Raw genomic sequence first — 13,966 nt, forward strand, 5'->3', positions numbered from 1 at the left:
CCTGACCGCCATTTCACTCAAAGGACCACCTCGATGACCGGTTCCGCCACCTCTGCCGAGGCGAAACCGCATACCGACACCAGTCATCCGGCCGGTGGCGGCCTGCGGATCAGGCGAGTGCTGGGGCTGGTCGCAGCGATCATCGCGCTGATTCTCGTGATCGCAGCGTCTCTGGCCATCGGCGCCAGGGACATGCCGATCTCGGAGGTCCTCGGAGCCTTCTTCGCCCCCACCGGCAGCGACGATCAGCTCGTCGTCCTCGAACTGCGCCTGCCGCGCACAGTGCTCGGCATCCTCGTCGGCATGGGGCTGGGTCTGGCCGGTGGACTCATCCAAGCTCTCACGCGCAACCCGCTGGCCGACCCGGGCATCCTCGGCGTCAATGCCGGAGCGTCCCTGGCGATCACGATCGGGGTCGCGTTCTTCGGTATCTCCTCGATCACCGGATACATCTGGTTCGCCTTCGCCGGTGCCCTCGTCGCCACCGTCGGGGTCTATGTCATCGGGTCCGCGGGCCGCAGCCGCACGGTCGATCCGATCCGCTTGACCCTGGCCGGAGTCGCCGTCGCCGCGGTCCTCACCGGGCTGACCAAAGCGATCCTGCTGACCAACGAACGCGCCTTCGATGCGTTCCGATCCTGGGATGTCGGTGCGATCGCCGGCCGTGATTTCGATACGATCACCGCGATCCTGCCGTTCATCGTCATCGGCACCGTGCTGGCTCTGGCGCTGTCCCACTCACTCAACGCCGTGGCCCTCGGCGATGACTTGGCCGCTAGTCTCGGCACCTCGGTCAACCGCACCCGAGTGCTCTCCATCCTCGCCGTGACCCTCCTGGCCGGAGCGGCCACGGCCGCGGCCGGGCCGATCGGATTCATCGGTCTGATGATTCCGCACATCGCGCGGTGGATCGTCGGTCCCGACCAGCGCTGGATCCTCGGCTACTCACTCGTCCTGGCACCCATTCTGCTCCTGGCCTCGGACGTCATCGGCAGAGTCGTGATGAAGCCCGGCGAACTCCAAGTCGGAGTCGTCACCGCGTTCGTCGGTGCACCAGTGCTCATCGCCCTTGTTCGACGGAAGAAAGCGAGCGGTCTGTGAGATCCACCAACCTCGCGGTTCCCGAACGCACCCTCACCGCGCATCCGAACGCCCTGCCGGGGGAGAGGGTCGATTTCGGTCGTCCCATGCTGCGCGTCTTCGGATTCCGCATCGACATGAGGGTCGTCATCACTGCCGGAATCATCACTCTTCTCGCTCTGGCCTGCGGTTTCGCCGGTCTCATGCTCGGCAAGTTCTCGGTGACTCCGACCGAAGTCTTCCAAGGGCTGTTCGGTGCAGCAGACAAGCGCATCGTCAACACCGTCGTCGGAGAATGGCGGGCGCCGCGCATCATCGCCGGAATCGTCCTGGGCGCCGGACTCGGAGTCTCCGGAGCGGTGTTCCAATCGCTGACGCGCAACCCACTCGGCTCTCCGGACATCATCGGCTTCTCCACAGGTGCCTACACCGGAGGCATCGTCACGATCATCGTCTTCGGCACGAGCTTCGTCTCCACTGCGGCAGGTGCGATCATCGGCGGGCTGCTCACCGCAGTGGTCGTCTACCTGCTCACCTGGAAAGGCGGGGTGCAGGGGTTCAGGCTCATCATCGTCGGAATCGCGCTGACAGCGATGCTCAACGCCTTCAACACCTGGCTGATCATGCGTGCCGATCTCGAGCTCGCGATGGCCGCGGCCACCTGGGGCGCCGGCACCCTCAACGGAATGAGCTGGTCGACGATCGTCCCTGCGGCCGTGGCCGTGATCGTCCTCGGACTGGCCTGCGGACTCTTCTCCAGAGATCTCGGAACCTTGGAACTCGGCGATGATACGGCGAAGGCATTGGGTGTGCGCAATGAGCCCATCCGTGCCGTGCTCATCGTCATCGCCGTCGCCCTCGTCGCCGTGGTCACAGCCGCCGCCGGCCCGATCGCCTTCGTGGCCCTGGCCGCCCCGCAGATCGGACGGCGAATCGCTCGGGCACAAGGCACCAGCCTGCTGACGTCGGCGGCTGTCGGAGCGCTGCTCCTCATCGCCGCCGATCTCGTCGCCCAGCATGCGTTCGGCGACATCCAGCTGCCCGTCGGCGTGATCACCGTGAGCATCGGCGGCATCTACCTCATCTGGCTCCTCATCCACGAAGCTCGGAAGGCATCATGAGCAATCCCAACGCTGCGAGCACAGTCTCCCCGCTGATCGCCGAGAGCCTCGATCTGGCCTATGACCAGCGCCAGATCGTCAGCGATCTCGATGTGAGCATTCCCGATGGAAAGTTCTCGATCATCGTCGGCCCCAATGCCTGCGGCAAGTCGACATTGCTGCGCGCTCTCGCACGGCTGCTGCCGCCGGCGAAGGGCACTGTGCTTCTCGACGGGAACAATATCGAGAAGATGAAGACGAAGAAGATCGCCCAACGGCTCGGTCTTCTCCCGCAGTCATCCATCGCCCCGGACGGGATCACGGTCGCCGAGCTCGTCTCCCGTGGACGGCACCCTCACCAGTCGTTCCTGCGCCAGTGGACCGACGCCGATGAAGCCGCTGTGCTGTCGGCGCTGCGGGCGACGAACACCGAAGAGCTGTCCTCACGGCTCGTCGACGAACTCTCCGGTGGTCAGCGCCAACGCGTCTGGGTGGCCATGGTGCTCGCCCAGGAGACATCCCTCCTGCTGCTCGACGAACCGACGACCTTCCTCGACGTCGCCTACCAGATCGAGCTGCTCGACCTGTTCTCGCAGCTCAATCACGAATACGGACATACGCTGGTCGCCGTCCTCCACGACCTCAACCAGGCCTGTCGGTACGCCGACGAGATCATCGCCATGAAGAACGGCGCCATCGTCGCTCAGGGGCCGCCGGAGGCGATCATCACCTCGGAGCTCGTCCATGAGGTCTTCGGCATCGACTGCACGGTCATCGACGATCCGGTCACTGGTGCTCCGATGATCGTGGCTGGAACACCGAAGAAGACCTTCGCTCAACGCTGATTCTGCGTGTTCTTCTTCCCCGTGAACACGGCCTTGGCGCCGAAGATCACTGCGACGACGGTCCCTCCCCAGATCGCGCCGAGGATGAGGGAGAAGAACGTGTTGACCAGCCAGCCCAGGAAGCCGCCGACGGCTGCGATCGCGGCGACGGGTTCTTCGAGGTGGTGGACGAAGCCGTAGAGGGCGTGGAACCCGAGCTCGTCGGTGCCGACGAGGATGATGTGGCCGCCGACCCACAGCATGGCGAAGGTGCCGACGACGGAGAGCAGTGCGAGCAGCTTCGGCATGGCCCGGACGAGGAACCGTCCGAACTTCTGCTGCCCGGGGGAGTCCTTCTTCGCCATATGCAGCCCGATGTCATCCATCTTCACGATGAGTGCGACGACGCCGTAGACGCCGAGGGTGATCGCAACGCCGACGATGGCGAGGATGACGGCACGGCTGGTCAGGGACTCGGCGGCCACCTCGTTGAGGGCGATGACCATGATCTCGCAGCTGAGGACGAAATCGGTGGTGATGGCCGACCGGACGACCTTCTTCTCTGCCGCCTTGCCATCGGTCGACTGTTCGGCGGCCGGGGTCTCTTTCTCATGGTGGGCGATCCAGCCGAGTTTCTCGAAGATCTTCTCGGCGCCCTCATAACAGAGGTAGGTGCCGCCGATCATGAGCAGCGGGGTGAGGAGCCAGGGCAGGAACTGGCTGAGCAGCAGAATGATCGGGAGAATGATGATGAGCTTGTTGAACAGCGATCCCACAGCGATGCGCTGGATGATCGGAAGCTCGCGTTTCGGGTCCACCCCCTCGACGAACTTCGGGGTCACCGCCGCATCGTCGATGACGACTCCCGCGGCTTTCGCGCCGGCTCGCGATGCGCCCGCTCCGACATCGTCGAGGCTGGCCGCCGAGAGTCTGACGAGTGCGGCGACGTCGTCGAGGAGCGCGATCAGGCCCCCGGCCATCTAACGACCGCCGAGCTGATGCGTGGGTCCTGGCGGCTGACGATGAAGGTCGCCGAGGTGGTTGTCCGCAGCGTCGAAGAGCCGCAGACGGTCGCCGTCGGGTTCGACCCTCCTGGCTTTGGGCACCCAGGTGAGCATTCCGGGAGCGGCCTTGAGCGTCGTCATCGAGGACTTGATCATGAGGCCCTCTGGTTCGGCCGACCAAGTGGTCACGAGGTTGTTGGCGCCGTCACTACCTCGCAGCGAACCGTCCTCGGAGAACTCGAGGAAGGCCCGTTCGTTCGACTCAGCCACCCAGCGGCCGACGAGTTCCTGTGTCATTAGTCTTCTTTCTCGAGTCCGCCGATGACTTTGCCGTTGCTGTCCTTGACCTTCATGACATCGCCTTCGATGGTCGCAGTCGAGGCCTTGCTCAGCCAGGTGTCGACACCGGCGCACGCCTTCTGAGTGGTCATGAAGGAATCGATGGCGATCTCATCGCCTTCGACCTTCCAGCTGGTGACGATCGCATTGCAGCCGTCCGATCCTTCGAGCGAGCCGTCTTCGGCGAATTCGAGGAACGGGTCGCCCTTCTCCGGTGAGGTCCACCTGCCGGTGGGATCGAGGTCAGAGGCTTCTTCGCCGGGCGACGCAGTTTCGCTGGATTCAGTGGGGGAGGAGGAATCGGGATTTCGTGGGTCGACGCCGGTGTCGCACGCTGCCAGGGGCAAAGTGAGAGCAAGTGCGGCAAGTCCGAGCGCGAGCCTCGAAGCGGGTCGTGCAGGGGCCGGAGTGCGAAGGGTTGTGTGGTTCGGCATGTCCCTGATCATAACGGCACCGGTTCTGAAGCCCCTGGAAGAACACAGGACAGCTTGTGTAGTCCGACTTCTGTAAGTTGTGTTCACCTGCGACTCTGATGGTTCTTGCACTGCGTCGTGATCAAACCGTAACCTTTCACACGGTTGGAAATCTGACACCGGAAACATGAACCGTCGAGTCGCGGCGAAGCCTGTTGACGGGGTCGGGCAATCGAAGCATCGACAACGATCAAGGGAATCAACCTTATGCAGAAGAAACTCGTGCAGAGTTCGCTGGCCATCAGCGCCGCCGCGGCGCTGGGCCTGAGCGGCGCGCTCGTCGCCTCGCCGGCGATGGCTGACAACGCACCGCAGAAGCTGGACCTCCAGAGTGAAGCTCACGTCCAGAAGGCACTGTCCGGCATCGAAGGCGTCAACGCCTACGGCACCGACGGCGGCGAGCTCAGCATCGGCGTTGCCAAGAAGACCGACGAGATCAAGAAGCTCGAAAAGAAGTACCAGAACATCAAGGTCACCGAGGGCGTCAAGGAACTGAAGCCCTACGCGAAGAACGACCTCGTCGGCGGTGCCGGCTACCTCGTCAAGGCCGGCGAGAGCGGCGGAGCCTGCTCGACCGGCTTCTCCGGTTGGGATGGAGATGGCAAGCCCGTCGTCCTCACCGCCGGACACTGCTCGAAGATCATCAACGAGCAGACCAACGAGTTCGACGGCGACACCACTGTCGACCAGACCGAGAAGCCCTCGATTGCTCAGGCCAACGGCGGAGAAGGCTTCCAGGCCTCGGGCAGCGGCGTCATCGGCAAATGGGGCTTCCACAACTTCGGCGGCGACCTGCTCGAAGGCGCCGATGAGGACCAGTGGCCCGAGCCCAGCGAGTCGGACATCGACTTCGCCGTGATCAATGTCGATGAATCGAAGTACAACGTCAAGAACGGCATCACCGACTGGACGACCGCCGATTCGGACGACCTGGCCAAGTCGACCACTGAGATCACCGAGGTGGGCGCACACAAGGAAGGTGCCATCAGCAAGTCGGGGCGCACCACCGGCAAGACTGACGGCAAGGTTCTGCCTCGCGAGGCGTACGACTTCGATTACCAGAATGTCGGTGGCCGCTGGGTCCACGGATTCGGCGTGACCGCTCCGATCGACAAGCCCTTCTCGCAGCCGGGCGATTCCGGCGGTGGCGTCTACCAGGGCAATACCGCTGTGGGTGTCATCTCCGGCGGCGGCGACCTCGATGCGAACACCTCGTTCACTTGGGTCGCCGACCTGGATCACTCGCTCGAGGAGTCCGGCACGGACTTCAATCTCGAGAAGCCCGGCGAGGAGACCCCTGAGGCTCCTGCTGCTCCGAAGGCCGAAGACCAGACCATCGAACCCGAGGGCAAGATCAAGGGCAAGGCCGAGGCCGGCGCTGAGGTCGAGGTGAAGTGGGAAGCCGCTTCCGCTGCTGACGATCAGAAGGCCAAGGCGCAGGCTGCTGAGGACGGATCCGAAACCGTCAAGGCTGACAAGGACGGAAACTTCTCCGTCGAAGGACCGAAGGCAGAAGGCGACTACCACTTCACTGCGACTGCGATCGTCGATGGAGAGAAGTCTGAGCCGACCGAGTTCGACGTGACCGTTGAAAAGGACGAGTCCGAGACTCCCGCTCCCGTCGAGCGTGAGATCAACGTCGACCCCAAGCAGATCGCCGCTTCCGACTTCGTGAAAGAAGACGAGGGCGTGACGATCACGGTCCAGGGCTTCGACGAGGGCGAGAAGGTGACGCTCGAGGTTGCCAACGGACCCGAAGGCGTCGAGGGCATCACCCTCGATGAGACCGCGAACGAAAACGGTGCTGCCGCATTCTCCATCTACGGCACCAGTGCGTCGAACCCCGAGGCCTACCTCGGCAAGTACGACGTCGAGGTCATCGGTGCCAACGACACCGAGGATGAGTCGGCCCTGACCGGTTCCTTCGAGGTTCTCGCTGACGAAGACGGCTCCGGTGGCGGATCCGGCGGCGACGATGATGGCAACAACGACGACGGCGACGCCGACGGCGGAGCCGGCGACGGAAACGACGATGACGGAAACGGTGACGGCGGTTCTGACCTGCCGCGCACCGGTGCCGAGCTGACCGGCCTCGCTGCCGGAGCCGGACTGCTCCTCGTGGGTGGCGCCGCAGTCGTTCTGACGATGCGTCGCAAGAACAACAACTGAGTGCAGTGAGACTGACCGTCTGACGGTCTGCTGAACACTCACAGACGATGCCCCCCGGTCTTCTGACCGGGGGCGTCGTGTATTCATTGTGGGGGTCTGGTGGATGATACCGGCAAGTCGCTTTGTACATCTGATGAAGTTTCGGTCATTAAGTTCACAGTTTCGGGCGTACTTTTTTGGTAGTTCCTGAGTGCGACCCGTAACCTTATCGTGACTTAGGTCATCAACTTGTGACATTGATCCCTCAGAACAGAGAGACAACAACTTATGCAGAAGAAACTCGTGCAGAGTTCGCTGGCGCTGGCAGCAGCGACAGCACTCGGCCTGGGCGGCGCATTCGCAGCCTCTCCGGCCGTCGCAGACAACGGTCCGCAGAAGCTGAACGTGCAGAGCCAAGCGGCTGTGCAGAAGACTCTGGACAAGGCGTCCGGCGTCAACGCATACGGCGCCAAGAACGGCAAGCTGACCATCGGCGTCGAGAAGGCCGACGACAAGACCAAGCAGCTCGAAGAAGATTACGCAAACGTCAAGGTCGTTGAGGGAATCAAAGAGCTCAAGGCCTACGCTGGAAATGACCTGGTCGGCGGCGCGGGCTACCTTGTCAATGCAGGAGAAAGTGGCGGAGCCTGCTCGACCGGATTCTCCGGCTGGGATGCCGATGGAAAGCCGATCGTCCTCACCGCCGGTCACTGCGCGAAGATCATCAACGAGCAGACCATGGAGTTCGAAGGCGACACAACGGTCGACGAGACTGAACAGCCTTCCACTGCCCCTGCGGTCGGCGGAGAAGGATTCAAGCAGACGGGACTCGGTGTCATCGGCACCTGGGGTTACCACAAGTTCGGCGGAGAACTGGTTCCTCCGGGCTCGGACGCACAGCCCAAGGACGACGATATCGACTTCGCGGTCATCAATGTCGATGCTTCGAAGTACAACGTCAAGACTGGTGTGACTGACTGGTCGACCGCGGGCGACGACGATCTGGCTGCGAAGCTCGCTACCGATATCACCAAGGTCGGCGCTCACAGCGAAGGTACCGTTCAGAAGGCCGGCCGAACCACCGGACTGACTGAGAACGAGACATGGACTGCCTACAACGAGCAGTTCGACTTCGTCAACGTCAGCGGACGCTTCGTCCACGGTTTCGGAGTCAAGGCGCCGTCCGGCAAGCCGTTCTCCGCACCCGGCGATTCCGGTGGCGGCGTCTTCCAGGGAGACACCGCAGTCGGCGTCATCTCCGGTGGCGGTCCTGCAGAGGACGAGAACGGCCAAGAGATCGACTTCAGCTGGGTAGCCGACCTCGACTACTCGCTCGAAAAGTCCGGACAGACGATTTCCTTCGACGACCCGAACGAAGAGCCTGAGGCTCCTGCCGCGCCGACGGTCGAGGACCAGACCATCGAGCCCAAGGGCGCGATCACTGGCAAGGCTGCGGCCGGTGCTGACGTGAAGGTCACTTGGACCGGTGCTGCGGAAGGCGAAGCCACCGCGAAGGCCGATGACAGCGGAAACTTCACTCTCGAGGGTCCCGAAGCAGAAGGTGACTACGATGCGAAGGCCGTTGCTACTGTCGACGGTCAGACTTCAGAAGCCGCCACCTTCACAGTGACTGTCAAGGCATCGGATGACTCCGACGGCGGTGCTGACGCCGACGGCGCCGATTCGAATGCCGGGGCTGACGCTGACGGTAAGGATGCAGACGCCTCCGCTTCTGCCGACGGCGACGACGCAGACGCTTCCGCCGCTGCAGACGGCAAGGATGACAAGGCCGATTCCGACGCAGACGGTGACGAGAAGCCTGACGCTCCCAAGGTCGGAGACCAGACGGTCGTCGAAGGTGGAAAGATCACCGGCAAGGCCGCTCCGAACGCCGAAGTGAATCTGACCTGGAAGGCCGCCGGCGATGCCCAGGCAGGTTCCGCTCAGGCTCAGGCCGCACCGGCTGAGGGCAGCGTCACGGTCACGACCGATGCTGACGGAAACTTCTCCACCGAGGCTCCTGCTGAGGCTGGCGAATACGCGTACTCCGCCACGGTTACCGCCAACGGACAGACCTCGGAGGCCACGAACTTCACGGTGACTGTCCAGGCTGCTGAGGCCGAGCGCAAGCTGACCGTCGAGCCGAAGGAGATCGCAGCTTCGGACTTCGTGAAGGAAGACAAGGGCGTTCAGATCACCGGTGAAGGCTTCGACGAGGGCGAGAAGGTGACCCTCGAAGTTGTTGGCGGTCCTGAAAACGTCGAGGGCATCACCCTCGAAGAGACCGCTGACGCTGACGGAGTCGTTGGATTCTCGATCTACGGCACCAGCGCCTCGAACCCCGAGGCCTACCTCGGTAAGTACGACGTCCAGGTCACCGGCGCCAACGACACCGAAGACGAAGAAGCCCTCACCGGCTCCTTCCAGGTCGTTGCCGACGAAGACGGCAACGGCGGCGGCGACGATGGTGACGACAACGGCAACGATGATGGAAACGGTGACGGCGGTTCTGATCTGCCTCGCACCGGTGCCGAGCTGACCGGCCTGGCTGCCGGAGCCGGACTGCTCCTCGTCGGTGGAGCCGCTGTTGTTCTGACCATGCGTCGCAAGAAGAACAACTGAAACACACTCTGACAGTCACTCGCTGACTGACTGAGAGAAAGTGCCCCTGGCCGGAAGGCCAGGGGCACTTTCACCTCATCGGACGAAAGCACGGACCGTCGCTCCTGCCGACGGGGCGGCCTCGCTGAAACCGAGCGACGTGTAGAACACAGTCAGTCCGGGATCGGCGTCGGTGAGCAGGACGGTCTGCCGGACATCGGCGAAAGGTTCGAGGGCGCGAACGACGAGTTCACCCCCGATGCCGCGCCGCTGCTTTCCTGGATCGACGAGGACGTCTTGAAGGTAGACAAGCGTTCCGAAGTCACTGACCACGCGCGCCATTCCCACGAGCATCCCTGCCTGGCGAGCACAGACGACGTGCGCAGAGTTGAGCACGCTGCAGACCAGCCGTTCCGGGTCGCTTGTATAGGCAGACCAACCCACCGAGTCATAGAGCTTGAGCAGCTCACTGCGCGAAGGCAGAGTATTCGACGAATACGTGATCCCAGATCGAGTCTGCTCACGAAAATGACGGCGATCATGCCAGTGCAATTCATCCCTGACGCCTGTCTCCCACTCCTCGCGCAGGACCGCATAGCCGACTGAATCCAGCGGATCGCCACCAATGACTGGCCACGAGCGGCGGTAGTGAGCTTCTTTCGTCCAGCCTGCCCGGTCGAAAACCGACCTCATGGCGTGATTGTCTTCGCGTGTCTGACCCTCCAGTCGAACTGCTCGCGTGGTGGAGAAGACTTGAGCGGTAATGGCGGTCAACGCTTCAATGCCGAGGCCCCGACCTCGAAATCGCGAAGCTAATCGGAGGTCGAACAGCGGAGTCTCGTCGTGAAGATCCTCGAGGCGGACGATGCCGATCCGCCCTAACTCGCTGTGGACGAGCCAGAACGATTCGGTCTCCTAACTGATGAAGTAGCCATCCGCGATCCGTTCACGCACTTCTTCCGTCGACCAGACGGACAACTTGGCGTGAAAGGGGAACTCTTCCGTGGTGTAGAAATCAATAAGATGATCATCGTCGCAGCCATGTGGATCGACCCGGGTCAGCTTCACACTCATGCGCATAGACTAGTCGGTGCGCTCTCGCCGCGGTTCAATGAAGTGGTTCGAGAGCCTTAGCGCGCGATATAGGAGTCCAGTCATGAGCCTTGAAGGTGATCCATTCGATTACCAAGTCACCAAATCCGGAGTCCTCCTCATCCGCCGAGGCGGCCGAAACGTCATGGAGCTCGGCGGGAAGAAGGCTGCCGCACTCATCCCCAAGCTCGGCCGAGACGACGAGAGCGATCAGCAGCTATTGGCACGGGCGACAGGAAACTACCGGCACGGCAACGAACGGCAACCCGGACGGCAGTGAATCTGGCTGGACGTTCGTTCAGCTCTTGGTACTGTATGCGTTATGAGTCAATCGACCGTCAGTGAATTCTCCCGCGCCATCGCAGTCACCCGTCACGGTGACCACAACTTCACCGCCGAGCTCGACGCCGGCTGGAAAGTCGCCGGTGCCGTCAACGGAGGCTACCTCCTTGGAGTCGCCGGACAAGCCCTACGCACCGTCAACCCGAGCACTCCGGACCCTCTTGTCATCTCGACCTTCTACCTCGGGCCCAGCAAAGAGGGGCCGGTTGACATCACCACGCGCACGCTGCGCGAAGGCCGATCGACGGCTAGCTACGGCATCGAACTCGTCCAGAACGGGGCACCGACGATCTCTGCGATGGCCACGATGGGCAACCTCGGCGAGCTTCCAGACGATGTCGGCACGACAGCCACCCCGCCCCACCTGCCACCACCGGAAGAATGCGTCGGTGTTGCCGAAGCCAGCGAGGACTTCAAGAAAGCGGCACCGCTGGTCGAACGGTTCGATATGCGACTCGACCCGGCCACCGCAGGATTCGCAGTCGGCAAACCCAGCGGACGCGGAGTGCTCCAAGGCTGGATTCGGTTCATCGACGGGAGTGACCCGGGCCCTCTGTCCCTGCTGACGTTCCTCGACTCGTTCCCGCCGGTGATGTTCGACCTCGGTCGTTTCAACTGGGCGCCGACGATGGAACTGACCGCACACGTCCGCGCTCTGCCTGCTCCCGGATGGATCAGCGCACGACTGTCCACTCGAAACATTGCCGGCGGCATGTTCGAAGAGGACTGCGAACTGTGGGACTCGGCCGGTCGCCTCGTCGCTCAGTCGCGGCAGTTGGCGCGCCAACCCCGCGGTTGACGTGACGATGACGGCGGATAACCGATGATGACGCCTTCGATGTGCCATGTCGGTGGGGTGCTCTATAGTCGGGTCAACACCTATCCGACTGCGAAAGGACCGCGCTCATGGCGTCGCTGGCATCTTTGAGCATCACCTTCGACTGCCTCGATGTGGAAGCTCAATCGATCTTCTGGGCGGACCTCCTCGGCGCCGACATCGATCCCGGGGCCAACGAATTCGTTGCGAGCATCGGGGGAGTCCACAACAGCGAGTCACCGACTCCGGGAATGCTCTTCCTCAAGGTCGACGAGCGCGCCGAGGGGAAGAACCCGCTGCACATCGACCTCGACGATCCGCATTATCCGGCGGACGTCGACCGCGCAGTCTCCTTGGGCGCGCACAAGCTCGCGTCCTTCGACGAGTACGGGATCGAATGGACGACACTGAAAGATCCCGAAGGAAACCTCTTCGACATCGGCCGGCGAAAACTAGACTGAGCTTCACACGCCTGGTGCGAACATCAGGCCGTCTGCATGATCAGAGAGGCTCAGCATGACCCTGACGTTGACCGATCCGAGCAATTCCCCGAACGAACGACGAGGGCTCGAAGAGTTCCTCGACTATTTCCGACAGGTGGTCCGGCGCAAAGTCGATGGACTGTCGCCGGAACAGCTCAACCACACCGTGGCGTCGTCGTCGCTGACGATCGGAGGCATCCTGCGACACCTCACCCTCGTCGAAGAGAGCTGGTTCGTCGAAGTGCTGCAGGGCAGAGAACTGGGGGAGCCGTGGTCGAGCGTCGACTGGAACAGCGACCGTGATTGGGACTTCGAGTCTGCGTCAGGGATGACCGCGGACGAGCTCCTGGCGGACCACGAGCAGGCCTGTGGGAACTCCCGCGAAATCCTCGCCGAGGTGACCGACTTGGACACCCTGACCGCACGAGGAGACCGTGACGGCGAGAAATTCAACGTCAGATGGATCCTCATCCATCTCATCGAGGAGTATGCCCGGCACGCGGGCCATGCGGACATCTTGCGCGAGGACATCGATGGTGAGATCGGCGACTGAGTCGTGGGCACTGTGCAGAGGGCGGATCAAATAGGCTGGGAGGTATGACGAACATCCCATCGACCGGAACCGACACTGCGCCGAAACGGTCCAAAGCACTCCTGCCGCTCGACCTGATCCGCGGATTCCTCATCGGCAGCGCCGAACTCGTCCCCGGGGTCTCCGGCGGAACCATTGCCTTGGTCACCGGAGTCTACGACCAACTGATCGATTCCGCAGCGCACGTCGTAGCCGCGGCGAAGACCTTGGTGACCGGCCCCAAGCGTGTCAGCGGAGCACTGGCAGAACTGCGGCGCACCGACTGGTTCCTCGTCATCCCGGTTCTGTTGGGGATGGCCGTGGCCGTATTCACCATCGCCGGTGTCCTGGAATCCTTCGTCACCGGCAACCCCGAACTCTCCCGCGGACTGTTCTTCGGCCTCGTCGCCGCCAGCATTGCGGTGCCGTTGCGCATGTTGCCGGCACGTTCCTCGCGGCAACCGGCGCTCCTCGGCGTTCTGGCCTTCATCGTCGCTGCCGCTCTCGCATTCTTGATGACGAGTCTGGCCGGCGGGGCAGACGTGGAGAACCCACCACTCATCGCTGTCTTCTTCGTCGCTTCGATCGCCATCTGCGCACTTGTGGTGCCAGGAGTGTCCGGATCATTCTTCCTGCTGGCAGTCGGCATGTACTCGACCACACTTCGCGCCGTGGACTCACGTGACTTCGGTTATCTCGGAATCTTCCTTCTCGGCGCAGTCCTCGGCCTGGCGGTCTTCGTCAATCTCCTCAAATACTTCCTGCACAATCACCGGTGGTGGACACTCATCGTCATGGCAGGACTGATGTTCGGGTCCCTGCGCGCACTCTGGCCCTGGCAGTCATCTGCCGAGGTGGGCGCCGACGGCGAAGAGCACGGGGCGGGCGGTCTGTTGGCTCCCGTCGACCCGGTTCTCGGCCCGATTCTGCTCGCCGTCCTCGGCGCTGCTGTTGTCGTCATCCTCATCGTCGTCGAGGCGAAATTTGCATCATCGAAGGATGAGGCCGGCGGCGCTGATTCCTCTGTGGCGTGAGCGCAATAGAGTTTGTTCAAATTTCTCTCAAGATCCATTCAGAAACCGGTCAGCGCCCA

15 protein-coding genes and 1 pseudogene are annotated in these 13,966 nt (G+C 62.7%); 10 read left to right on the top strand and 6 right to left on the bottom strand.

Features of this window, described 5'->3' with window-relative positions:
- The first annotated feature begins 33 nt into the window (after positions 1–33).
- The 3 genes from HF684_RS07670 to HF684_RS07680 are packed head-to-tail and all read left to right on the top strand — an operon-like array spanning position 34 to position 3,025.
- A complete protein-coding gene (locus tag HF684_RS07670; protein ID WP_211168093.1) occupies positions 34–1,101 on the top strand; it encodes an iron chelate uptake ABC transporter family permease subunit in 1,068 nt (355 codons plus the stop codon).
- A complete protein-coding gene (locus tag HF684_RS07675) occupies positions 1,098–2,201 on the top strand; it encodes an iron chelate uptake ABC transporter family permease subunit (protein WP_248279169.1) in 1,104 nt (367 codons plus the stop codon). The genes HF684_RS07670 and HF684_RS07675 overlap by 4 nt, the downstream gene beginning before the upstream one ends.
- Positions 2,198–3,025: an ABC transporter ATP-binding protein gene (locus HF684_RS07680; RefSeq protein ID WP_169252019.1), complete on the top strand. Its 828-nt coding sequence runs from the start codon at positions 2,198–2,200 to the stop codon at positions 3,023–3,025. Before HF684_RS07675 ends, HF684_RS07680 begins: the two co-directional genes overlap by 4 nt.
- Here HF684_RS07680 and HF684_RS07685 read toward each other — a convergent pair.
- From HF684_RS07685 to HF684_RS07695, 3 genes are read right to left on the bottom strand one after another with little or no spacing between them, the layout of a single operon-like run.
- Positions 3,016–3,984: a DUF808 domain-containing protein gene (locus HF684_RS07685; protein ID WP_169252020.1), complete on the bottom strand. Its 969-nt coding sequence runs from the start codon at positions 3,982–3,984 to the stop codon at positions 3,016–3,018. The two genes, HF684_RS07680 and HF684_RS07685, sit on opposite strands and share 10 nt — an antisense overlap.
- On the bottom strand, positions 3,985–4,305 hold the full coding sequence (locus tag HF684_RS07690) for an META domain-containing protein (protein ID WP_169252021.1): 321 nt from the start codon (positions 4,303–4,305) through the stop codon (positions 3,985–3,987). It abuts the gene before it with no gap.
- Positions 4,305–4,781, bottom strand: coding sequence for an META domain-containing protein (locus HF684_RS07695; protein ID WP_169252022.1), 477 nt, complete (start codon positions 4,779–4,781; stop codon positions 4,305–4,307). Before HF684_RS07695 ends, HF684_RS07690 begins: the two co-directional genes overlap by 1 nt.
- Before the next feature lie 246 nt (positions 4,782–5,027).
- On the opposite strand from HF684_RS07695, the gene HF684_RS07700 reads away from it, so the two are divergent.
- Both HF684_RS07700 and HF684_RS07705 read left to right on the top strand, forming a co-directional pair.
- Positions 5,028–6,989, top strand: coding sequence for a S1 family peptidase (locus HF684_RS07700; RefSeq protein WP_169252023.1), 1,962 nt, complete (start codon positions 5,028–5,030; stop codon positions 6,987–6,989).
- Between the two features lie 267 nt (positions 6,990–7,256).
- A complete protein-coding gene (locus tag HF684_RS07705; RefSeq protein ID WP_169252024.1) occupies positions 7,257–9,590 on the top strand; it encodes a trypsin-like serine protease in 2,334 nt (777 codons plus the stop codon).
- 75 nt (positions 9,591–9,665) lie between these two features.
- Here the strand turns inward: HF684_RS07705 and HF684_RS07710 are convergent, their stop codons facing one another.
- From HF684_RS07710 to HF684_RS18995, 3 genes and pseudogenes are all read right to left on the bottom strand, one after another.
- Entirely contained in the window at positions 9,666–10,262 is a 597-nt protein-coding gene (locus HF684_RS07710) for a GNAT family N-acetyltransferase (RefSeq protein WP_348981447.1), read from the bottom strand.
- Positions 10,245–10,457, bottom strand: a pseudogene (locus HF684_RS18990) (GNAT family N-acetyltransferase); the annotation flags it as partial. The pseudogene HF684_RS18990 and the gene HF684_RS07710, both read right to left, overlap by 18 nt.
- A 27-nt stretch (positions 10,458–10,484) precedes the next feature.
- Positions 10,485–10,643 carry a hypothetical protein gene (locus tag HF684_RS18995; protein WP_348981441.1) on the bottom strand — a complete coding sequence of 53 codons (159 nt, stop codon included), beginning with the start codon at positions 10,641–10,643 and terminating at the stop codon, positions 10,485–10,487.
- A gap of 82 nt (positions 10,644–10,725) precedes the next feature.
- Here HF684_RS18995 and HF684_RS07720 point away from each other — a divergent pair, with 82 nt between their 5' ends.
- From HF684_RS07720 to HF684_RS07740, 5 genes are all read left to right on the top strand, one after another.
- The gene (locus HF684_RS07720; RefSeq protein WP_169252025.1) at positions 10,726–10,941 is read left to right on the top strand and encodes a hypothetical protein; all 216 of its coding nucleotides are present in this window, start codon (positions 10,726–10,728) and stop codon (positions 10,939–10,941) included.
- A gap of 42 nt (positions 10,942–10,983) precedes the next feature.
- A complete protein-coding gene (locus HF684_RS07725) occupies positions 10,984–11,802 on the top strand; it encodes a thioesterase family protein (RefSeq protein ID WP_169252026.1) in 819 nt (272 codons plus the stop codon).
- A gap of 107 nt (positions 11,803–11,909) precedes the next feature.
- Positions 11,910–12,281 (top strand): VOC family protein, encoded by a 372-nt coding sequence (locus HF684_RS07730; RefSeq protein ID WP_101544850.1) that lies wholly within the window; start codon positions 11,910–11,912, stop codon positions 12,279–12,281.
- A gap of 55 nt (positions 12,282–12,336) precedes the next feature.
- Entirely contained in the window at positions 12,337–12,855 is a 519-nt protein-coding gene (locus tag HF684_RS07735; protein ID WP_169252027.1) for a DinB family protein, read from the top strand.
- A 44-nt stretch (positions 12,856–12,899) separates the two neighbouring features.
- Entirely contained in the window at positions 12,900–13,907 is a 1,008-nt protein-coding gene (locus tag HF684_RS07740) for a DUF368 domain-containing protein (protein ID WP_169252028.1), read from the top strand.
- Positions 13,908–13,966: the final 59 nt, after the last annotated feature.

Origin of the sequence: Brevibacterium sp. 'Marine' (genome assembly GCF_012844365.1) — a bacterium.
GTDB lineage: Bacteria > Actinomycetota > Actinomycetes > Actinomycetales > Brevibacteriaceae > Brevibacterium.

What these genes read in the sequence shown, in the direction of transcription:
- HF684_RS07670 (WP_211168093.1), top strand. Translation starts at nt 34, where the DNA reads ATGACCGGTTCCGCCACCTCTGCCGAGGCGAAACCGCATACCGACACC.
- HF684_RS07680 (WP_169252019.1), top strand. Translation starts at nt 2,198, where the DNA reads ATGAGCAATCCCAACGCTGCGAGCACAGTCTCCCCGCTGATCGCCGAG.
- HF684_RS07685 (WP_169252020.1), bottom strand. Translation starts at nt 3,984, where the DNA reads ATGGCCGGGGGCCTGATCGCGCTCCTCGACGACGTCGCCGCACTCGTC.
- HF684_RS07690 (WP_169252021.1), bottom strand. Translation starts at nt 4,305, where the DNA reads ATGACACAGGAACTCGTCGGCCGCTGGGTGGCTGAGTCGAACGAACGG.
- HF684_RS07695 (WP_169252022.1), bottom strand. Translation starts at nt 4,781, where the DNA reads ATGCCGAACCACACAACCCTTCGCACTCCGGCCCCTGCACGACCCGCT.
- HF684_RS07700 (WP_169252023.1), top strand. Translation starts at nt 5,028, where the DNA reads ATGCAGAAGAAACTCGTGCAGAGTTCGCTGGCCATCAGCGCCGCCGCG.
- HF684_RS07705 (WP_169252024.1), top strand. Translation starts at nt 7,257, where the DNA reads ATGCAGAAGAAACTCGTGCAGAGTTCGCTGGCGCTGGCAGCAGCGACA.
- HF684_RS07710 (WP_348981447.1), bottom strand. Translation starts at nt 10,262, where the DNA reads ATGAGGTCGGTTTTCGACCGGGCAGGCTGGACGAAAGAAGCTCACTAC.
- HF684_RS18995 (WP_348981441.1), bottom strand. Translation starts at nt 10,643, where the DNA reads ATGAGTGTGAAGCTGACCCGGGTCGATCCACATGGCTGCGACGATGAT.
- HF684_RS07720 (WP_169252025.1), top strand. Translation starts at nt 10,726, where the DNA reads ATGAGCCTTGAAGGTGATCCATTCGATTACCAAGTCACCAAATCCGGA.
- HF684_RS07725 (WP_169252026.1), top strand. Translation starts at nt 10,984, where the DNA reads ATGAGTCAATCGACCGTCAGTGAATTCTCCCGCGCCATCGCAGTCACC.
- HF684_RS07730 (WP_101544850.1), top strand. Translation starts at nt 11,910, where the DNA reads ATGGCGTCGCTGGCATCTTTGAGCATCACCTTCGACTGCCTCGATGTG.
- HF684_RS07735 (WP_169252027.1), top strand. Translation starts at nt 12,337, where the DNA reads ATGACCCTGACGTTGACCGATCCGAGCAATTCCCCGAACGAACGACGA.
- HF684_RS07740 (WP_169252028.1), top strand. Translation starts at nt 12,900, where the DNA reads ATGACGAACATCCCATCGACCGGAACCGACACTGCGCCGAAACGGTCC.